Annotated in this window: 17 protein-coding genes and 1 riboswitch; of the genes, 8 read left to right on the top strand and 9 right to left on the bottom strand. The window is 37.0% G+C overall.

The genetic code is table 11. The annotated features are described in order from the left end of the window. Nucleotides 1–9: 9 nt before the first annotated feature. From menH to OSO01_RS16695, 3 genes are read right to left on the bottom strand one after another with little or no spacing between them, the layout of a single operon-like run. Complete coding sequence (gene menH / locus OSO01_RS16685; protein ID WP_307725851.1) at nucleotides 10–804, bottom strand: 2-succinyl-6-hydroxy-2,4-cyclohexadiene-1-carboxylate synthase; 795 nt, start codon at nucleotides 802–804, stop codon at nucleotides 10–12. After that, nucleotides 801–2,546 carry a 2-succinyl-5-enolpyruvyl-6-hydroxy-3-cyclohexene-1-carboxylic-acid synthase gene (gene menD / locus OSO01_RS16690; RefSeq protein WP_147211586.1) on the bottom strand — a complete coding sequence of 582 codons (1,746 nt, stop codon included), beginning with the start codon at nucleotides 2,544–2,546 and terminating at the stop codon, nucleotides 801–803. The genes menH and menD overlap by 4 nt, the downstream gene beginning before the upstream one ends. A 4-nt stretch (nucleotides 2,547–2,550) precedes the next feature. Continuing rightward, nucleotides 2,551–3,951 (bottom strand): isochorismate synthase, encoded by a 1,401-nt coding sequence (locus tag OSO01_RS16695; protein WP_147211587.1) that lies wholly within the window; start codon nucleotides 3,949–3,951, stop codon nucleotides 2,551–2,553. 502 nt (nucleotides 3,952–4,453) lie between these two features. Between OSO01_RS16695 and OSO01_RS16700 the strand changes: the two genes are divergently transcribed. Continuing rightward, complete coding sequence (locus OSO01_RS16700; protein ID WP_147211588.1) at nucleotides 4,454–5,389, top strand: 1,4-dihydroxy-2-naphthoate polyprenyltransferase; 936 nt, start codon at nucleotides 4,454–4,456, stop codon at nucleotides 5,387–5,389. A 41-nt stretch (nucleotides 5,390–5,430) separates the two neighbouring features. Next, nucleotides 5,431–5,784 carry a TraR/DksA C4-type zinc finger protein gene (locus tag OSO01_RS16705; RefSeq protein ID WP_147211589.1) on the top strand — a complete coding sequence of 118 codons (354 nt, stop codon included), beginning with the start codon at nucleotides 5,431–5,433 and terminating at the stop codon, nucleotides 5,782–5,784. A 263-nt stretch (nucleotides 5,785–6,047) separates the two neighbouring features. Here OSO01_RS16705 and OSO01_RS16710 read toward each other — a convergent pair whose 3' ends face one another. The 4 genes from OSO01_RS16710 to OSO01_RS16725 all read right to left on the bottom strand — a co-directional run bounded on the left by OSO01_RS16710 (nucleotide 6,048) and on the right by OSO01_RS16725 (nucleotide 10,940). Then, nucleotides 6,048–6,851, bottom strand: coding sequence for an alpha/beta fold hydrolase (locus tag OSO01_RS16710; RefSeq protein ID WP_147211590.1), 804 nt, complete (start codon nucleotides 6,849–6,851; stop codon nucleotides 6,048–6,050). A gap of 14 nt (nucleotides 6,852–6,865) precedes the next feature. After that, nucleotides 6,866–7,948 (bottom strand): Gfo/Idh/MocA family protein, encoded by a 1,083-nt coding sequence (locus OSO01_RS16715; protein ID WP_147211591.1) that lies wholly within the window; start codon nucleotides 7,946–7,948, stop codon nucleotides 6,866–6,868. A 30-nt stretch (nucleotides 7,949–7,978) separates the two neighbouring features. Further along, on the bottom strand, nucleotides 7,979–8,797 hold the full coding sequence (locus OSO01_RS16720) for a sugar phosphate isomerase/epimerase family protein (RefSeq protein WP_147211592.1): 819 nt from the start codon (nucleotides 8,795–8,797) through the stop codon (nucleotides 7,979–7,981). A 97-nt stretch (nucleotides 8,798–8,894) separates the two neighbouring features. Beyond that, nucleotides 8,895–10,940: a PTS sugar transporter subunit IIABC gene (locus OSO01_RS16725; protein WP_147211593.1), complete on the bottom strand. Its 2,046-nt coding sequence runs from the start codon at nucleotides 10,938–10,940 to the stop codon at nucleotides 8,895–8,897. Between the two features lie 486 nt (nucleotides 10,941–11,426). Between OSO01_RS16725 and OSO01_RS16730 the strand changes: the two genes are divergently transcribed. Continuing rightward, nucleotides 11,427–12,179, top strand: a complete 753-nt coding sequence (locus OSO01_RS16730) for a DeoR/GlpR family DNA-binding transcription regulator (protein ID WP_147211594.1) — start codon at nucleotides 11,427–11,429, stop codon at nucleotides 12,177–12,179. A gap of 209 nt (nucleotides 12,180–12,388) precedes the next feature. On the opposite strand, the gene OSO01_RS16735 is transcribed toward OSO01_RS16730, so the two are convergent. Next, the gene (locus OSO01_RS16735; protein ID WP_147211595.1) at nucleotides 12,389–12,970 is read right to left on the bottom strand and encodes an ECF transporter S component; all 582 of its coding nucleotides are present in this window, start codon (nucleotides 12,968–12,970) and stop codon (nucleotides 12,389–12,391) included. Between the two features lie 163 nt (nucleotides 12,971–13,133). Then, nucleotides 13,134–13,257, bottom strand: a riboswitch (FMN riboswitch). A gap of 91 nt (nucleotides 13,258–13,348) precedes the next feature. Further along, nucleotides 13,349–14,413, bottom strand: coding sequence for a zinc-binding metallopeptidase family protein (locus tag OSO01_RS16740; RefSeq protein ID WP_147211596.1), 1,065 nt, complete (start codon nucleotides 14,411–14,413; stop codon nucleotides 13,349–13,351). Between the two features lie 185 nt (nucleotides 14,414–14,598). On the opposite strand from OSO01_RS16740, the gene OSO01_RS16745 reads away from it, so the two are divergent. From OSO01_RS16745 to OSO01_RS16765, 5 genes are all read left to right on the top strand, one after another. Further along, the gene (locus OSO01_RS16745; RefSeq protein ID WP_147211597.1) at nucleotides 14,599–15,153 is read left to right on the top strand and encodes a thioredoxin family protein; all 555 of its coding nucleotides are present in this window, start codon (nucleotides 14,599–14,601) and stop codon (nucleotides 15,151–15,153) included. 133 nt (nucleotides 15,154–15,286) lie between these two features. Next, nucleotides 15,287–16,285, top strand: coding sequence for a potassium channel family protein (locus tag OSO01_RS16750; RefSeq protein ID WP_147211598.1), 999 nt, complete (start codon nucleotides 15,287–15,289; stop codon nucleotides 16,283–16,285). 195 nt (nucleotides 16,286–16,480) lie between these two features. Further along, nucleotides 16,481–16,849: a S1 domain-containing post-transcriptional regulator GSP13 gene (gene yugI, locus OSO01_RS16755; RefSeq protein ID WP_147211599.1), complete on the top strand. Its 369-nt coding sequence runs from the start codon at nucleotides 16,481–16,483 to the stop codon at nucleotides 16,847–16,849. Nucleotides 16,850–17,146: 297 nt separating this feature from the next. Further along, nucleotides 17,147–18,493 (top strand): glucose-6-phosphate isomerase, encoded by a 1,347-nt coding sequence (locus tag OSO01_RS16760; RefSeq protein ID WP_147211600.1) that lies wholly within the window; start codon nucleotides 17,147–17,149, stop codon nucleotides 18,491–18,493. A gap of 339 nt (nucleotides 18,494–18,832) precedes the next feature. Further along, entirely contained in the window at nucleotides 18,833–20,020 is a 1,188-nt protein-coding gene (locus OSO01_RS16765; protein WP_147211601.1) for a MalY/PatB family protein, read from the top strand. Nucleotides 20,021–20,038: the final 18 nt, after the last annotated feature.

The following is a 20,038-nucleotide window of genomic DNA, read 5'->3' on the forward strand; positions in this document are numbered from 1 at the left end:
GCTCAAGGCTTATGTAATAATATAATTTTCACCTAAGAACACATTTACCATTTTACCAAAGTTTCGTGATTTTTCCACATGGACAGCATGTCCGGCTTCTGGATAAATGCTAAATTCTGCATGTTGAATTTCCTTTTGCATCATTTTATTTATCTCAACAAACTTTTCATCTTCTTCACCGGCAATTAATAAAGTTGGTTTCGAAAGCTTTGGCAACCCCTCCCACCATGAGGGCTGCACTCCGGTTCCCATAGTATGAAGGGACATTGCTAAGCCCTCTTTATCTTGAGAAAGACGTTCGTTTCTGATTTGTGTTTGTGCAGCTTCCGGCAGCCGTTTTTGCGTTGCGAACAAAGGAAGCTCCTGCCACATATTTACAAAATCCTTTACTCCATAATCTAAAATACGCTGCGCAAGCTTTTCATCCTTTTCTCTTCGGACAAAACGTGCTGCCTCTTCCTTTAATCCTGGAGAGGAGCTCTCTAAAATAAGGGAAGAAACATAATCCGAATAATACATTGCAAAGCTTAACGCTGTTCTTCCTCCCATAGAGTAGCCAATGATATGTGTTTTATTTATTCCTAATTTATCTAACAGATCTATGAGTAAGGAACAGCAATCCTTCATCGAAGAAATTTTTGTGTTTGTTTTCCCATGACCAGGCAAATCAACTAAAATACATTGGTAATTTGTTAAATAGGAGCAGACCTCTCTCCAAGTCTCACGCGTTCCTGTAAATCCATGCAATAACAGTACAGGCTCTCCCTTACCAATAATTTCGTATTGTAAGCCGTCTGAACTCATTGCCATCCCTCTTTTATTTCTTTCATAATCCGGTCCCATTTTTCCCTATGCCAGGCAGCATTTTCAACACGGTTTGTTCTTACTTCAATGATGGATAAACCATTATTCTCATAACTTTGCTTCAGCTGCATTTTTAATTCACTTTCTGTGGAAGCAACCGTATAATCAGCTCCATATAACTCCCCAGCCTTTTCAAAAGGTAAATCAACTGGTGTACCAAAAAGCGCTTCAAAATGCTTCTTATCATTTGCTTGTGGAAGGAAAGAAAAAATTCCACCACCATTATTATTCACGAGTACAATTGTGATTGGAAGCTGATATTGCTTTGCTGCCAGCAGTCCATTCATATCATGGAAAAAGGATAAGTCGCCAATAAGCAATGTAACACGCTCTCCGGAGGCGGCTGCTCCCACAGCACTTGAAGTCACTCCATCAATACCATTTGCACCACGATTGCACAGAATCGAAACATTTTTCGAGGTTGTCATAAAAAAGCTGTCCACATCACGGATAGACATGCTGTTCCCTACGTACAGAGCTGTATGATTCGGAATGACATCTGCTATTCCCCGAACTGCTTCTCCTTCTGTAACCTGTGCTTCTTCACCTGATAATAAATGCTGTTTGGCAATTTGATTGTATTTCAGCCACTCACTCAGCCACTCATCATTATTCTGCTTATCTGATGAAATTTCTATCAGCTGATTACATACCTGCTTCGGATCAGCATAAATATAAACTGTATCATTACCTGATGGATCACGGAAACCTTCATTCTCCTCCACAATAAATTGTGGAATATGTCCATGCTCTTTTATAAAGAATAAATATGCTTTCGATACGGGCATCGCTCCAAAGCGGATAATATAATCTGGTTTCAGCCGCTCACGAATATCCGAATCTCGTAAGAAAGCATCATACCCTTCTATCACCTGAGTTTTATTATGTGCGCCTGTCCTCACTTGTGATAACGGATCAGCCAGGACAGGAATATTCCAATGATGTGCTAACTGGCACACATTTTCTGCAAAATCTGTATCCAGCTGTGGACCACACACAAGAAGACCCCTTTGAGAAGAACCAAAAAGTTCTGTAAGCTCCCTTACATTTTCAGCAGCTAAATATTTCACGCCTTCCATTCTACTTATTCCGGAAGTATTTTCATTTCTTTTCGTCCCCCAAATATCCGGAAGCGAAAGATCAGGTGTAAGTGGTTCCCGAAATGGAAAATTCACCTGCACAGGGCCCTTATTTCCCTGCTCTGTATAGGCAAAGGCCTGCGCTGCTTTTTGGCGGGAGTACCTGAGCATTTGTGTTGATCCTTCTGGTATCGCCATTTCATGAAACCATTTCACGTAGTCTCCGTACATTTTAATTTGCTCAATTGCTTGAGGAGCACCAACCTGGCGTAATTCGTGCGGACGATCTGCTGTCAATACCAGCAATGGAACCCTGCTGTAAAAAGCCTCTACAACAGCGGGATAATAATTCGCAGCAGCTGTTCCTGATGTACACACTAAAGCTACTGGACGATTTGATTTTTTCGCTAAGCCCAGTGCAAAAAAGGCTGCTGACCGTTCATCGATTACAATCCATTCTTTAATAAATGGATGTTCAGAAAATATAAGTGCTAAAGGAGTAGACCTGGAGCCGGGGGAAATAATAACATCTGTCATTCCATTCTTCACCAGCTCATCAACAAAGTTTGCAGTATAACGTGTTAAACTTTCCGTATAATTCATTTCTCTAATCCACTCCTAAAACAGATAACATCGGCATTAATTTAATCTTAGTTTCTTCATATTCACTCTCAGGAACAGAATCTTCTACAATTCCGCATCCAGCAAACAGTGAGGCTTCATTCTGTTGAACAAGTGCAGAACGTAGGGCTACAGCAAATTCCCCATGATTATTACTGTCCATCCAGCCAATAGGGGCTCCATACCAGCCCCGGTCCAATAATTCATTATCACGGATAAATGCTAAAGCATCTTGTCTAGGTGTTCCTCCAAGTGCGGGCGTTGGATGCAATCCGCTTATAATAGAAAAAATACGATGATCCTCTTTTAACTTTGCCCGCACAGGAGTATATAAATGCTGCAGCGTTTTGTATTGATGGACAACAGGCTCATCAGGAACCACTATATCCGTACAATATGCTTCCATCGTACTGCGAATCATTTGCACAACATAATCATGCTCTTCGCGGTTTTTCGGGTCTTGAAAGAGATTGTTTGCTATTTGCTCATCCTCTTCTATTGTCTCACCTCTTGGCGCCGTTCCAGCCAAACAGGTTGATAACACTTCATCGTCCTTTACCTTTACAAGACGCTCTGGTGTTGCTCCAAGAAAACAATCCTCGCCCATTTCATAACCAAACACATATGAATTGGGCTGTGTACATACAAGACGCTGGAGAATGTCTGGAATGTTTGCTGACTGATTGAAATGTAAACGCACTTCTCTCGCAAGAACAATTTTATCAACTGCAGTTTTTTTCATAACATCCGTAGCTTTTTTAATTGTTTCCTTCCACAGGTCAGGTGCAATTTCCTGTTTACTTTGAACACGTAATACTGATGCATTATGGGGGGAATCCGTATTATCCATCAATGCCTGACGATTATTTTGTAATTCCTCCAATACAGATGAATAAGACTCCCCGGCACGGATGAAACGATTTATAGTAAGGTAATAATTTCCATCCGTGTACGTTAAAATATAACTTGGAATGGAAAAATGACTTTCAGGAAAATTTCCCCATAGTTTTGTCTGAGGCTTTAACGGGTCAAAAGAAAATCCTCCTAATGCCACAACCCCAGTTCCCGATGTATGGTAAGGATTATAGATAACAGCATCATCTAACAAGGCATTCCATTTCTGCTCTACTTGATCATAGCGATATTTAGATATCTCCGCAGTTAATTCAAAAGCATGCCCTGCTCCTGCCAGTTGAAAAATCTCATCTGCACTGGACCAAAATGTCCGTGGGAGCTTCAATACCCCAGCTTTTTCTAAAAATCTATATAAGTTAACTTGATTTATTTTTTCTGTATAGCTAAACAGTTTATCTTTTTGATCTGTGTGAATAGACTGTATGGCAGCTTCTAATTCAACTGTAAACTGTTTTTCTTTTACTTCAATCATGACGATAAACCTCCATAATAGTGCGTGTTCAAAAGTCCGATAAAAAGGACCAAGAAGTTCAAGACGGCGCAGCATTGAGCAACGCTTTTAATAGGTCGAGTAATCGCAGACCTCAACGGAGCGTATGCTTTTAGATACGTGAGTAGTGGAAAAGCAAGCCAACGCAGAAATTCGATATGTCATTTTTGTTGAACTTTTAAACATTCTCTAATAGTTGGACAGGTATTTAATTATCCTTTACTATTTTATGCCCTTTTCTCTACTTTCTCAAGAGAAGCCTTCTAATTCATTCAAATACGTCTTTTTTTCTAATTTTCTGTCGATAAATACTTCATTTTGAAAAATGAAGAAGGAAAACAATATAGAAATAAAAATAGGTATTTGAACTAAAAAAAAAGAATTACTTCCTTCTTCTTCCTGTCAATTTTATAAAATAGGTTTGACACGCCCATACCACTTATCTAAAATAAATACGATATGGTTTTTTAGGAGGAAGCAGGTAATGACAACAAATGATTCAGCTAATATAAAAGAATTGTTAAATGAACGGGAAGGATTCCACAAATGGTGGCGTTTAATCCGGCCCCATACACTTACAGCATCCTTCGTCCCTGTTTTTGTCGGGACAATGATTGCTCTTAATGAAGGAACGATCAACTGGCTGCTATTTTTTGCAATGATGATTGCTTCTATACTTATTCAGGCAGCAACCAATATGTTTAATGAATATTACGATTTTGTACGCGGTTTAGATAATGACCAATCAGTAGGAATCAGCGGATCTATTGTCCGCGACGGGATGCATCCGAAGCGAATCCGTAATATTGCCCTCATTTTTTATGCTATATCCGTTGGGTTTGGTATCTACATTTGTATAGCTTCCAGCTGGTGGATTGCAATTATTGGTTTATTTTGCATGGCAATCGGTTATTTATATACTGGAGGCCCTATTCCCATTTCCTATACGCCTTTTGGAGAATTATTCTCCGGTGTACTGATGGGAACAGTTATTATAGGGATTACGTATTATATTCAAACCTCTTCTATTACAGCGGAAATGATTTGGATTTCCATTCCAATCACAATTTTTATCGGATGCATTAACTTTGCAAACAATATCCGGGATCGCGATGGAGATGAAAGAGGGGGAAGAAAAACAATCGCCGTGCTTATCGGCAGACCAAATTCTGTTAAGCTGCTTGGGATTTTATTTATTGTTGCTTTCTCTATAACAATTATTCTCATTCTTACCGGTATTCTTCCAGCATGGTCCTTCCTTACATTATTAAGCGTCCTGCCGGCAATCGGTGTGATAAAAGGATTCCAAGGAAAAACAAAAGCGATAGAGATGATGCCTGCTATGGCAAAAACAGCAAAAACAAATACGATTTATGGTATGCTTTTAGGTCTCTCTTTATTAATTTCTGGATTGTTGTAAAGCATATGTGCATTCTGACTTAGAAAGGATGACACACAATCATGCAAGCAGAACATTTAACCAAAGAAGATATAGCTCTTTTTAAGAGAAAGCTTTTAGAAATGAAGGAAGAAGCTGAAGATTATACGGAACAGGGAAATAAACAAGAGGATGAGCTGGCTTCTGTCAATAATCATCCAGCTGATTTGGGAACAGAACAATTTGAACAGCAGCGAGATGCCGGCATTGATCAGATGCGGAGAGAAGAGCTGAAGAATATTGAAGATGCCTTACAAAGAATAGAAGACGGCACTTATGGAATCAGCGAACAATCCGGCAAACCTATTCCGAAAGAAAGACTGGAAGTAATGCCTACGGCCAGAATTCTTGTTGAAGAAGCTTCGGAAACCAATTAACAATATAAAGAAAATATATTACTTCATGTACAAACAGAGAGAGGGCAACCCTCTCTCTGTTTGTACATCAATATATTAATTAATGAAGTTTAAACGGTAATGAAGCCTCATCTCCAGCCCGGCTAAATACAGTATTCATTCTCACCAATAAGATAACGCACTTTAAATCAGTCCATATTATCCTCCATCTGCTGCAATAACGACAACAGCATTGGTTTGCACAACACGAATGAATGTTATTTACTTTCTCATCTACTAAACAGCTAGTCTGTGATAAACTTACGAATTTCTGTTACAGTATCCATCTTATGCCTGCTCCCGGAAATAGTTTTCGATGTTATTTCTTTAAAATTTGAATCCGGAATACCAGCATAGAGTGTTTCCGCAAATTCAAGCGGATGCAATGGGTCCTTCTCGGATGCTAAAATCAAAGTTGGAACAGATACAGACTTCCAATCTTTTTTGCTGCTATTAGGACAATCTGATGGAATACAGATTAATTTTGGTGAAGTTTCCTTAGCAAAAGGGTAATCAAATTGTCCTAACAATGTCTTTCCGGCATAACTGGAAATTCCGTTCATTTTTTGATAAATCGCTGTTTGCTTAAATGTCTCTTTATTATTCAAGACAGTATCATCATTCAATATCTGATAAATCGTTCGAAAAGCTTCTTGTATTATCTCTGGCTGAGGCTGATCCTCCCAAGCCGGACGGGAAAGAACTAATTTTTGAATTCCTTTTGGGTAGCGCAAAGCAAAATTCAAAGCCACTCCGGCACCAGTAGAGATTCCACCAATGATAAACCGGTCAATTTTCAAGAAATCGATTAGAGCTTTCACATCATCTGCAAATTGATGGAAACTCAGCTTACCAGTTTCACCGAAATTAATTGTTTTTCCATGAGCCCGAAAATCAATTGTGATACGTCTGCTTTGTGGAATTTCATTCAAAATTTCCTGTGTTTGATTTACATCCCCGCCAAGTCCATGAAGAAATATAAAAGGTATTCCTTCGTTGCAATCATCCTGATAATAAAAATGGATCTCGTCAAAATTAAATATAGGCATTCTTTATCTCCTTCCTAAAGGTCTCCAGAAACAGAGTCCACCCGAACCTTTTGACCGATTTCAACCGATTTTTGAACTGCCTGCATAATTTTCATTGTTTCAATACCATCAAAAACAGTTGCACCTCTTCCTTTCTCACCGGTCAATACAGTACGTGCGAAATCTTCAATTTGACGACGATAGAAGTGACCATCCGCAGCAACTGGACGATGGTAACTGTCATCTGAGGCTTTAAAAATTTCCACATCGCTTCCTTTAAAGAACCATGGATTATATGTTTTTGCAATAATTGAGCCATGTTCACCATAAACTTCGAAGCCTTCATGCCAATCCATCCGAACTTGTAAAGTTAAATCTAACTGCCCAACAAACCCATTTTCATATTCTGCTGTTACAAACCATGAATAAGAACCATATTTTTCAGTTAACCAGGCAGTAACTGCAATAATATTTCCACCTAAATAGCGTGCGGTATCAAATAAATGACTTCCATGACCGCGCATATAATAACGGCGCTTGTCCGCTTTCGGATTTCCGGCAGGCTTTTTCGCATTAGGTCCTTCTAAAATAACCGGCTGCACATTATCTGTTGTTGTATAACGATACGTGTTATCACAATACCAAGCTTTTAAAGCCAGCATCTCACCCATTTCCTGATCAATAAAATCCTTAGCTGCTTCAATTCCCGGATCAAAGCGTTTCATGTTTCCTACTTGAACATGCAGATTGGAATTCTTAACATACTCGCCTAATTCTTCAACTTCTTCAATGGACATACCTAAAGGTTTTTCTACTAAAACCGGCTTACCTGCTTGAACTGCTTTAATAGTCATTGGAACATGAAAATTATCTGCAATTCCTATTACAATCGCATCAATTGCCGGGTCAGCCAGCATTTCGTCATAATCGCGATAAAGCCTAGCTGGATGATAGATAGCATCCATTTCATTTAAAAGAAATTCATCCAGGTCACAAATCGCGTAAAGCTCTGCATTACTGGATCTTCTAATAGAATCGAAATGTGCTGCTTGTGAGATTTGTCCTGCTCCTAATACACCGATTTTTACTAGCTTATCTTCTTTTTTAATATTCGTCATCTTACATTCTCCTCTTTCATTTATATCCATTTAAAAGTGCGTACTTTTTAATGCAAAGGCGATATCTTCTTCATCTAATCCATGCATAATCACTGGGCCATCATAGTATTTTTTTAATTCCTTTAAATATTGATTTAATGGAAGACTGCCTTTACCTATGGGTGCAAATGTAATTTTCCCCTTCGAAACAAGGCAGTCTTTGCAGTGGGCCACTGCAATATACTCACTCAGTTCCTTCAAAGATCTGTTAATTTTATTTTCCAATTGGCCAATATCATCAGTAGTTATAATATTGGCAGCATCAAACAATACTTTTAAATAAGGACTTTGATAGTGATTCATCAATTTCTTGACATCCTCTATCGTACTAATAACATTTGCTTGTTCCGGTTCAATTACAATAGTCACTCCATTACGAGAAGCAATATCCAGCATTTCATCTAATGATTCGAACAAATAATTCCAGGCTTTTTTTGTATGGTTTTCAGGATGCGGACTCCAAAAATCCTCCTGATTAAAACTGCCTGTTGAAATAGAAACATATGGCACATTTAGCTTTTTGGCTGACTCTACCACATTTTTAAATCCTTCTATATTTTTTTTCCGTGTCTCGTTATTTAATTCTAGTGTATTATATGTTCCAGAGATAACAGAAATTGAAATCCCTGTCTTTTCACAAGTCTCCTGTATCTGCTCAAGAATTTCATTACTGACTTTTTGGGGCAGGCTGGGCAGCCCTACATTAGCAAAATTAAATTGTACTGTACTAAAACCAAATTCACGAATCTTTATAAACGCTTCTTCTAAGGGATATTTAACAAATACTTTAGAAAAAATTCCTTTTTCCATCAGGTAACCTCCTAATTTATTATATAAATAAAACATTTTAACAGAGTAAATAATTGATTAATTTAATTGGAATCATATAAGTTATAATTAATTTCAATTAAAATTTGATCAGGTTTTTTTGACCAGCTTTGATTCTTCCTTGCACTAAAAGTTCAACTTCGTACATTTCTTTGTCCAGATTCGTAAAAATAATTGGTGTAATCAGAGAATAACCTTTATTTCTGATTTGTTCTGCATTGATTTCAGCAATTAAGTCATTTTGATTAACCACATCGCCTTCTTCAACCAGCAGGCGGAAACCTTCTCCTTCTAAATTAACTGTATCCAGACCAATATGAATAAGAACTTCATTACCAAAATTATCGACAATAGATATAGCATGCTTTGTTGGAAATACTCCTACAATTTCCCCTGACACGGGGGCATAGATCACATTATCCTGCAGTTCAATTGCAAAGCCATCCCCCATAGTTCTTGTAGAAAACACCTGATCTGGAACTTCATCAACTGAAATTATTTCTCCGGCTGCAGGAGCTGTGATATCTAAAAGTTTAGCTGGTTCTGATTGAACAGCTTTAGCATTTTTTCCCGTCTCAACAATCGGTTCATAATCATCTCCCCGAAGCTTTGTAAGTACCCCTTCTTTAATTCCAACTGCTGCGTTACCATAGATCACTTGAACGTTTTTACCTAAAATACTTACACCAGAAGCTTCTAATTGATCAGTGAAAATATCTTTATCAACAACTGCAGTATCTGCTACATCCACACGTAATCTGGAATAACATGCATTCACATTACGAATATTTTCTTTGCCGCCTAAACCTTTGATAATATTCGTAATTTGATCGCCATCATAATTTTCGTTAGATTTTTTTATGTTTTTATCTTTGTCTGTCATACGGCCAGGAGTCTTCAGATTGAATTTCACAATTGCAAATCTAAATAAGAAATAATTGATTGCAAAGAAACTCAGTCCAACCGGGATAAGGATCCACCAATGTGTCCGGGTTGTCAGTAAATTAAAGAATGCAAAATCCAGCAATCCTCCTGAGAAGGAAAGTCCTAAATGCGCCCCCAATAGATTCATTGCTGTAAATCCCAGACCGGTAACTACTGCATGAATTAAAAATAGGACAGGAGCAGTAAAGATAAATAGAAATTCTAATGGTTCTGTTACACCTGCGATTAAAGAAGTTAATCCTGCAGATAATAAGATGCCTTTCACTTTAGCTTTTTGTTCTTTTTTCGCTGTATGATACATTGCTAAAGCAATTGCCGGTATAGAGAAAATTTTCAATACAAACAATCCATTCATGAAATTACCAACAGTAATTGGTACGTTATCTGCTAATTGAGAGAAGAAAATCAATTGATCCCCATTGACAACTTGACCTGCGGCATTTGTATATTCTCCAGCTTGTAACCAAAATGTTGGCCACCATACGTGATTCATACCGAATGGAATAGTTAATCTTTCTACAAAACCGAACATAAAACCGGAAAAGCCTGCGTTTAAATTTACGATAAATGTAGACAAATTATTAATTCCGCCTTGAATTGTCGGCCAAATAATAATCATTATAAAACCTAAAAACAAAGCGCTAAAAGCAGTAATTATTGGCACGCTTCTTTTCCCGGCGAAAAATGCTAATGATGTTGGTAACTTAACATCGTGAAATTTATTAAATATAGTTGCTGAAAGCAGCCCAACAATGATACCTCCCAAAACTCCTGTTTGAACGGTTGGAATTCCTAAAATTTCAACATACATATCTGATTCAGCAACCATCTCTGGTGTAATCCCCATTGTTCCGCCAATGGTTACGTTCATAATCAAATAACCTACAATAGCTGATAAAGCTGCTACACCATCATTATTCGTTAATCCGATAGCTACCCCTGCAGCAAAAATCAATGGTAAATTAGCAAAAATAATATTTCCTGTAGCTAATAACACGTTAAAGATATTTTCCATCACTGGATTATCTGCAATAGGCATCATTTCCAAGAAAGCAGAATTTGTAAAAACTGTTCCTAAGGCTAATAACAGTCCTGCAGCTGGTAAAATAGCAATGGGCGTTTGCAATGACGCGCCGATACTCGTCAATTTATTTACAAACTTCATAAGTAGATTTTTCATTTTGTCATCTCCCTAAAAATCTTGTTGATTCGCAGAAATAATTACTATTTTCAAATAATTAAAATTAATAATGCCCATTCTCCTTATAGTTTTTATGACTTCAACCTTTGGTAACGCATACATTAAACTACCCAAGTAAGTCGCACAATCACATTTTTTGATACTGTTGACTTATAAGTTCATGCCTCTTCATACTTTATATCACTTCCTTTTTAATTGTTTTTTATTGAATTGAATTTAATATTATCGTTTTTAATTGATTATGTCAATAAAAAGGATAAAAAGAAATTGGATATTCGGATATTAGCTGATTATAACTTCACTTATATTGGCCTATCTTTCTATCCAAAAGACAGAGTAACGAACGTCTTTATAATTTCCACAGTCATTAATAGTACTTCTTTATTTATTATGATATAATTATTTTTATAAATAACCCGATATAAACAATCTAATTCAATTAAATACAATAAAAAGGTGATAAATATGCTAAAAAAAGAACGTCATATCTACATATTAGATAAGGTTCAATCCGAGGGAAGAGCATTGGTTTCTGAATTAACGAAGGAACTGAAGGTAAAGGAAGACACTATTCGAAAGGATATGCAGGAGCTGTCGGCAAAAGGATTAATTAAAAGGGTTCATGGCGGGGCATTAAGCATTGTCAATGACAAGGTAGACTTTAACACGAGAATTGATCAAAATGCTAAAGTTAAGGAAGAATTAGTCAAACTCGCTGTTCCCATTCTGGAAAAAGCGGATGTACTTTTTATTGATGGCGGCACCACTAACTTAAAGCTGGCTGAGAAGCTGCCCCAGTCTTATAAAGGGAGAGTATTAACGAATAGCCCTTCAGTGGCTTTTGCCCTAAGCAACCACCCTCATGTACAAATCTATGTTATTGGTGGTGAATTCAATAAGAATTCACACGTTAATACAGGTTCCTTTGCTATTAAAGAAATTGAGAGGATTCACGTAGAATTATGTGTACTTGGTATTTCATCAATTGATTCCAATCTTGGAATTACAGTTCCTCTTTTTGAAGAGTCCCTGCTAAAAAGTCAGTTAATTAAACAAAGTTCTCAAATACTTAGTGTGGTGACCAAAGAAAAGTTAGAAAAAGTCTCTACTTTCTTTGTCGAAAAAAGTAATGCTTTAGATTATCTAGTAACAGAGAAATCTGTACCGGCTAATATCATTGATGCATACAAGCAAAATGGGATAGAAGTCTTGCAATAACATATCCCTTTTAATCTCATGGATAGCTAACTATAGTAAGTCATACCTTTCACCTGATTTCTCAATATAGCACTATTCGTTTGTTTATTTTTCATGCACCAAAATAATTTACTCTCTTTTTATGCACTTTTAAATTAACAATAAGAAAGAGGCCGGAATTTTGATCCGGCCTCTTTCTTATTGTACTCCTTAGTTCTTTTTATATTGTATTATATAAACCTCGTCCGCTGCTGCTGAATCCAGCTCTGCAGCTTATTGAACAATGGGATAAACAAAATTCCGATAAAAATTCCTTTAATTATATTAAATGGCAGCACGCCACCAATAACTGCAATCCATTTCATTTGTTCAGACATTTCCCAGCCCATAAACCAGCCATAAGCAGGTAAAATTAGATAATAATTGAGTACACTCATTCCGACTGCCATAATAACAGTACCTGTTGCCAATCCGCTGACAAGACCTTTTAAACCCTTTATCCGATGATAAATAAGTGAAACCGGTAAAACAATCATTAATCCGGCAACAAAGTTGGATAAAACACCAATTGGCTCTCCAGATCCCGAAACAGCCAAATATAACAAGTTCTTAAATCCAACGACAAGCACTCCTGCCATTGGTGAAAAGATCAAAGATGCAATTAATGCAGGTACATCACTGAAATCCACTTTTAAATAAGGTGTTGGTAAAAACGGAAGTGGAAAATTTAGAAAAAATAAAACAAGAGAGATAGTACTTAATAATGCGATAATAATTAACTTTAGCAGCTGATTTCTTTTCTTCTTTTGCATCAGCTTACCTCCTTCATCATTTTTCCGATTCCAACTCGTGATGAAGGTACGATGCTATTTTTAGCCTGTAAGCAATTAAAAAACCCTAAAGCATAAGGGCTTTAGGGTTTGAGTCATCGCTAAATAAATACACACAAAACATGCGTATGGTTAAAAACAAGCTCGACATCTTCTCCCATCCAGACTATTACTGTCGGTTCTGGAATTACACCAGATCAACTGCATCAACGTACAGCTCGCGGACTATTTCCGCCGGTCGGGAATTACACCCTGCCCCGAAGATTGGAATCGAATATTTAATTACTTTCAGTATACCATAGCATATTCATTTGACAAGAGAAAAGTTTTTAATTCAAAGTAATTTCATATTTCCTTATATCAAACATCATCATGCAATGGATTTAAATCTTCCTTCCCTGTCAGGTTTTCAAGCATCGTTACTAATAATCCAATTTCCTTATCAATATCCTTCTTGCTTACTGTTTCTACTGGTGAATGCATATATCTGAGCGGTAGAGACACTAATGCCACCGGCACTCCTTTCCCTGTGTATCGCATTTTATCGGCATCGGTTCTTGTTGCATCCGGTGTTAATTCATATTGTAAAGGAATTGATTTGTCTTTTGCTGCTTTTTCCAGCCAACGATTGATTTTGTGGTGAATTGGTGCTCCTTTTGCTAAAACAGGGCCGCCTTCTAAATGAACCTCAGCCAGCTTTTTCGAATCAACATTTGGATAATCTGTTGCAAAGGTAACATCAACAGCAATTGCAAAATCGGGCTTTACTCCAGCCGCGGCAAAGTAAGCTCCCCCCATATTTGTCTCTTCGTTCACCGTACTTGCACCGTAAACGCCAATCGACAAATCTTTTCCAGACAGCTTGCGAATTACTTCTGCTACAATGAATGCTCCGGTACGATTATCCAGCCCTCTGGCGGAAATATACCGATCCTGTAATATTTCCGGCTCTGTTTTTAACACACAGAGATCCCCAATCTGAACCTTTTTAAGTGCATCTGCTTTTGACTGAAATCCACAATCCATATAGAGGTCCTGCACACCGATATCACCTTTGATACCTCCATGATGCTGTGCGTTGACACCGATGACCCCTGTAAGTGTTTCCTGATATCCCAACACTGTCACCCTCATGCCAATAGCTGCTTTCAGATTAATTCCACCCAATTTTTCAAAAAATATAAAACCACGTTCATCAATACGCTGAATAATGAAGCCGATTTCATCACAATGACCTGCTAAAAGAACTTTAAATGGTGCATCTGGATTAACCACTGCAATCACGTTCCCAACATGATCTGTCCTAATTTCATCGGCATACTCCTTGACATAATTAATCCATTTCTTTTGTATTTCCATTTCCATACTTGATGGAGATGGCGTATGAAGTAAGTCCATTAAAACATCATATTTTGTATCTGCCATGTTATAGCCTCCTATAAATGCTTGTCCAAAAGGACGATGAAAAATTCAAACCGCCATTTTCATTGTACCTTCTAAACATTCCCTATAAATTCTTCCCTATCCTTCTTTACAAGGTAACTTTGGTTTACCAATTCTGCAGAAGAAGGTAAACTAACTATATCAAATAATTGAAATGAGGGATATAGATGTCATTAAATGAATGGTATGAAAAAGGGCTTGATCCAGATGAATACATCGAAGCAATGAACGTAAACAAAGAGGATTTATTGCACATTTATGATAACTTTTCATTACCTGCAGATGAAGCTTTTTTTGAAGAAATTAGAAGCAAGAACTTAAGAGCAATTATTCTTACAGAAGATTGGTGTGGTGACGCGATGTTAAACATGCCGATTCTTCTTAAAATTTCAGAGGCTGCCAATATGCCTGTCAAGGCTTTGCTTCGGGATGATAATCTTGAATTAATGGATCAGTATTTAACAAATGGAACAGCCAGATCTATCCCTATTATCATCTTTATTAATACAGAGGGAAAGGGAGTCGGAAAATGGGGACCAAGAGCCCCAAAAATTCAAGCGTATATAGACGAAGCACGCGCCCAGCTTCCACCAAAGGATGCCAGTGATTTTGAAGAAAAGCAAAAACAAGTGCACCGGTTTATTTCAAAATCCTATCGCGATAATCAGGATAACTGGTCTATCGTTTATGAAAGCATCAAAGAAACTTTAAAAACAATATAATTTTTAAAAACCATCGATTTCAAAGTATAAATCGATGGCTTTTTAAATTATGTATATTTATAGTTTCGGTTTTAATGAATAACATTCCTTTCTATCTGCGTATACTAACGAAAATAGATAGGAGGATTCCTTAATGAATGAGCGTTTTCTAAAACTTCTTTACTATCGCATTCCTAATATACTGAAACTGCTGCTTCTTGTTATAATTTCATTGTCGCTCTTCGGGTATCTTATTTATTTAATCGAACCACAGCGTTTTCCTACATTGTTAGACGGAATATGGTGGGCACTTATTACAGGAGCGACTGTCGGTTATGGAGATTATGTTCCTGTGACCTTGCCAGGCCGGCTGATTGCAGCATGCTTAGTTTTAACTGGCGGCGGATTAATTGCGTTTTATATCGCCTCCATATCCACTACAGCTATAAAGCGTGAAAAAAATTCACAGGAAGGCAAGCTTGCTTTTCATGGTACAAACCATTATATATTTGTCGGTTTTAATGAACAGACCCGGCAGCTTATTGACTTAATCATTCACCATTACTCAGATAAAAAAATTGTTATCATTGATCAGACTTTAACCAATCTTGCTTATACAAAGCTGCCAGTGCATTATATTAAAGGAAATGCAGCAGAGGATACCACTCTCCATATGGCCAACATTAAAGCAGCTTCCTGTATATTTGTTGCTGCCGATAACCAAAAATCCGATTATGAATCAGATACTCATGCTATCCTGACTACCATCGCTATCCGTGGGAATAATCGGGATATACCTGTTATCTTAGAAATTCTAACAAAGAAACAAATTGATAATGCCGCCCGTGCAGGTGCAACAACAATTATTCGATCAAATGATTTTATGAGCAGTCTGTTTTTCCATGAATTAGACCCGGAGATACAGGCAACACCTTTTGAAGATATTTATCATCTTCTTATCCAGCATAAATTTATTCACCAGCCTGTTCCTGATTCACTTATTGGAAAAACTTATTTAGAAGCGGTAACTCCCTTCCTGGAAAAAGGATTCCTTATAATCGGTGTGCTTCGTGAAAAAGAATATATCCTTCATCCAAAAACTACTTTTATCCTTCACGAAAAAGATACACTTATTAATCTTGCCAACCGGTAACGTTAAGTTGGATATTTCCTATACTTTATGATAAAGTAGTATATTGTTGAAAAAAGCACGTGTTCAAAAGATGCAGAAAAAGATTCCCATTTTTATTTACTAGCTTTATAGCTGGTATAAAAAGCTGCCTTTTCTTTTTCCATCCACTTTGGATAACTTAAAACAGAATTGAAAAAGATATAGGAGATGTTCAATATGGCTACAAACGTAGAAGTAGGTCAAGTACTAGAAGGAAAAGTAACAGGCATTCAGCCTTATGGTGCATTCGTTGCAATTGATGGTGACACACAAGGGTTAGTTCATATTTCTGAAATCATGCATGGATATGTAAAGGATATTAACGAACACTTAAGTGTCGGCGATACTGTTAACGTAAAAGTCATTCAAATCGATGAAGGAAAAGGAAAAATTTCTTTATCTATCCGCGCTACAGAAGAAGCGCCAAAAGAAACTGCTAAACAAGATAATACAGTAAAAAACTACGATTCCAGCAATGAATCAAGCGGTTTTAACATTCTTAAAGATAAACTGCAGGACTGGATTGACCAGACGCAAAATAAATAAGCTGACAATGATCACCAAAAACAGGTGCCTGAATTTTCTTCAGGTACCTGTTTTTTAATGAAGTATACCTCTGTTCAGATTATCTTTTTTCAGATGCACCAAAATGTTTTTATAAAGACTCTCTCAAACTATTTTTTCTCTTTTAATTTAAGGGATTTCTGCTATTATCAACATCATTTTTCAGCACTTTATTTCCGGTTTAAATGAAAGCCTTTCAGGTCGTTACCCTTGATTTCATCACATTAATAGATTAAAGTAGAGTCATATATGGAATCAATTTTAAAGGGGGAACTCTAAATGACACATGTAACTTTTAAATATGATAAAGCACTTTCGTTTTTCGACAAAGAAGAAATTAAAAACCTTTCTCCATTTGTATTACGTGCACACCAAATGATTCATGAAAAAATTGGAGCCGGTAATGACTTCTTAGGCTGGGTTGACCTTCCTAAAAGCTATGATCAGGAAGAATATGCACGTATCAAGAAAAGTGCAGAAAAAATCAAAAATGACTCTGACGTTCTTCTTGTAATTGGTATCGGCGGTTCTTATCTTGGAGCCAAAGCAGCTTTAGAAATGCTGAACCATTCGTTCCAAAACCTTCTTCCTGCTGAAGAAAGAAAAGCACCCCAGGTAATTTTTGTAGGTCATCATTTAAGCTCTACTTATATGAGTGAGCTGACTGACGTACTAAAGGATAAGGATTTCTCTATTAACGTTATTTCTAAAAGTGGTACAACAACAGAACCGGCAATTGCTTTCCGTATCTTTAAAAAGCTTTTGGAAGAAAAATATGGTGAAGAAGAGGCTAAAAAGCGTATCTATGCAACTACTGACCGTCAAAAAGGCGCTCTAAAAACAACAGCTGATGAAAACGGTTATGAAACATTCGTTATTCCAGATGATGTTGGCGGACGTTATTCTGTATTAACAGCAGTAGGCTTATTGCCAATTGCGGCAAGCAATATTGATATCGACGCAATTATGAAAGGCGCCCAAGCCGCAATGGATGACTTATCGGTGCCTGACATAAATAGGAACCCTGCTTATCAATATGCAGCCGTACGTAATATTTTTTATCAAAAAGGAAAAGTAACAGAATTACTCATCAATTATGAACCTGCCCTTCAATACTTCTCTGAATGGTGGAAACAGTTATTTGGCGAAAGTGAAGGAAAAAATCAAAAAGGGATTTATCCATCATCAGCAAACTTCTCAACTGATTTGCACTCTCTTGGTCAATATATCCAAGAAGGAAGAAGGAATATTTTCGAAACGATTCTTCATGTAAATGAATCTAAGAAAAATTTAACTGTTGAAGAAGAAGCAAATGACTTAGACGGATTAAATTACTTAGCTGGTAAAAGTATTCATGAGATTAATGATAAAGCATTCCAGGGAACACTATTAGCTCATACAGATGGAGATGTTCCAAACTTAATCATTGAAGTTCCTAAGTTAGATGCTTATACTTTCGGCTATTTAGTATACTTCTTTGAAAAAGCATGTGCTGTCAGCGGCTATCTGCTTGGTGTTAATCCATTTGACCAGCCTGGTGTGGAAGCATATAAGAAAAATATGTTTGCTTTACTTGGCAAACCAGGATTTGAAAACGAAAAAGAAGAACTTGAGAAAAGATTATAATATGAGTGCGTGTTCAAAACAAAACTTCATTTCACGGGGATAACAATCTCTATGAAATGAAGTTTTTTCTATGGAATCCTGATTGTTTAACACGGTCATGCGTTAATAAAAAATAAATCTAAATTTTTTTAAATTATTTGGTTTATTCTTTTTAACAACGGGTATTACTATTATTGTAAGGCTTTCTCGTATTCCCCCTGTAGGCAGAGCGTATGACGCTTTGCTTTTTTTTGTCTAAAAACGGGAACTCTAAAGAAGTTTTAGACCAGTTTTCTACCTTTCTAAAGTATCTTTGTTATAATAGAAAAATGATAAGAATGCAAGGAGGCAAATAAAATAATGAGTTTTTTTGAAGAAGTACATGATCGCAAGCAAACAAAATCTATGAAATGGGATATGCTGCAGATGAGATTCCAGTCTGACGATGTTCTACCGATGTGGGTAGCTGATATGGACTTTAAAGCCCCAGAAGCTGTCAATCAGGCACTTATCCAACGCGCAGAGCATGGAATTTATGGATATACAGTAATTGATGAGGATGTTACATCTTCAGTGACCGACTGGTTAAAAAACCGTCATGGGTGGGATATCGAGCCTGAATGGCTTAACTACAGTCCTGGAGTAATTAATACACTTCATATGGCTTTACAAGCCTTTACAGAACCAGGTGATAAGATTATGATTCAAACACCTGTTTATACGCCATTTTACAATATTATAAACGTTTTAGATCGTGAAATTGTGAAGAATCCATTGATTCATCAGGATGATTATTACACAATTGATTTTGAAGATATGGAAAATAAATTAGCAAGTGGTGTAAAAGCTTTTATTTTATGCTCTCCGCATAATCCGGTTGGCCGCGTCTGGACTGAAAAAGAGCTGCGTAAAATGGCAGAGCTATGCCTGCAATATGATGCAATGATTTTTTCTGATGAAATTCATGCGGATTTAGTTTTTCAAGGACATAAACATCTGCCAATTGCGAGCCTGTCAACAGAAATTGCCGATAAAACAATTACTTGCATGGCACCATCTAAAACATTTAATTTAGCTGGTCTGCAGGCTTCTTATGCGATTACGCCGAATAAGGAAAACAAGGAAAAATTAACAAATGCCTTTCTTCGTCAGGGATTCAATAACTCCTTAAATGGAATGGCCGTAACAGCAATGGAAGCTGCGTACCGTCATGGACAACCCTGGTTAGAAGAACTGCTGGAAGTTATCCAGAGTCATACTGAATATATCAAGGAAATGTTTGCTGCGGATGCTCCTGAATTAAAAGTGACAAAATCAGAAGGAACATATCTTGTCTGGGTGGATTGCTCCGAATTAAATATGGACAAAAAAGAATTAAACCGATTCATGATTGATAAAGGACGTGTAGGCTTAAATCCTGGTCAGGACTATGGCGTAGAAGGGGACGCATTTATGCGTATCAATGTCGCATGTCCACGGGCAACTATCGAAGAAGGCGTTAAGCGGATTATCCATGCTGTAGAAGTTTGGAGAGAATCTAATAATTAAACCTATAAATAGAAAGAA

The sequence above is a fragment of the Oceanobacillus sojae genome, assembly GCF_007991515.1.
GTDB classification, from domain to species: Bacteria; Bacillota; Bacilli; order Bacillales; family Amphibacillaceae; genus Oceanobacillus; species Oceanobacillus sojae.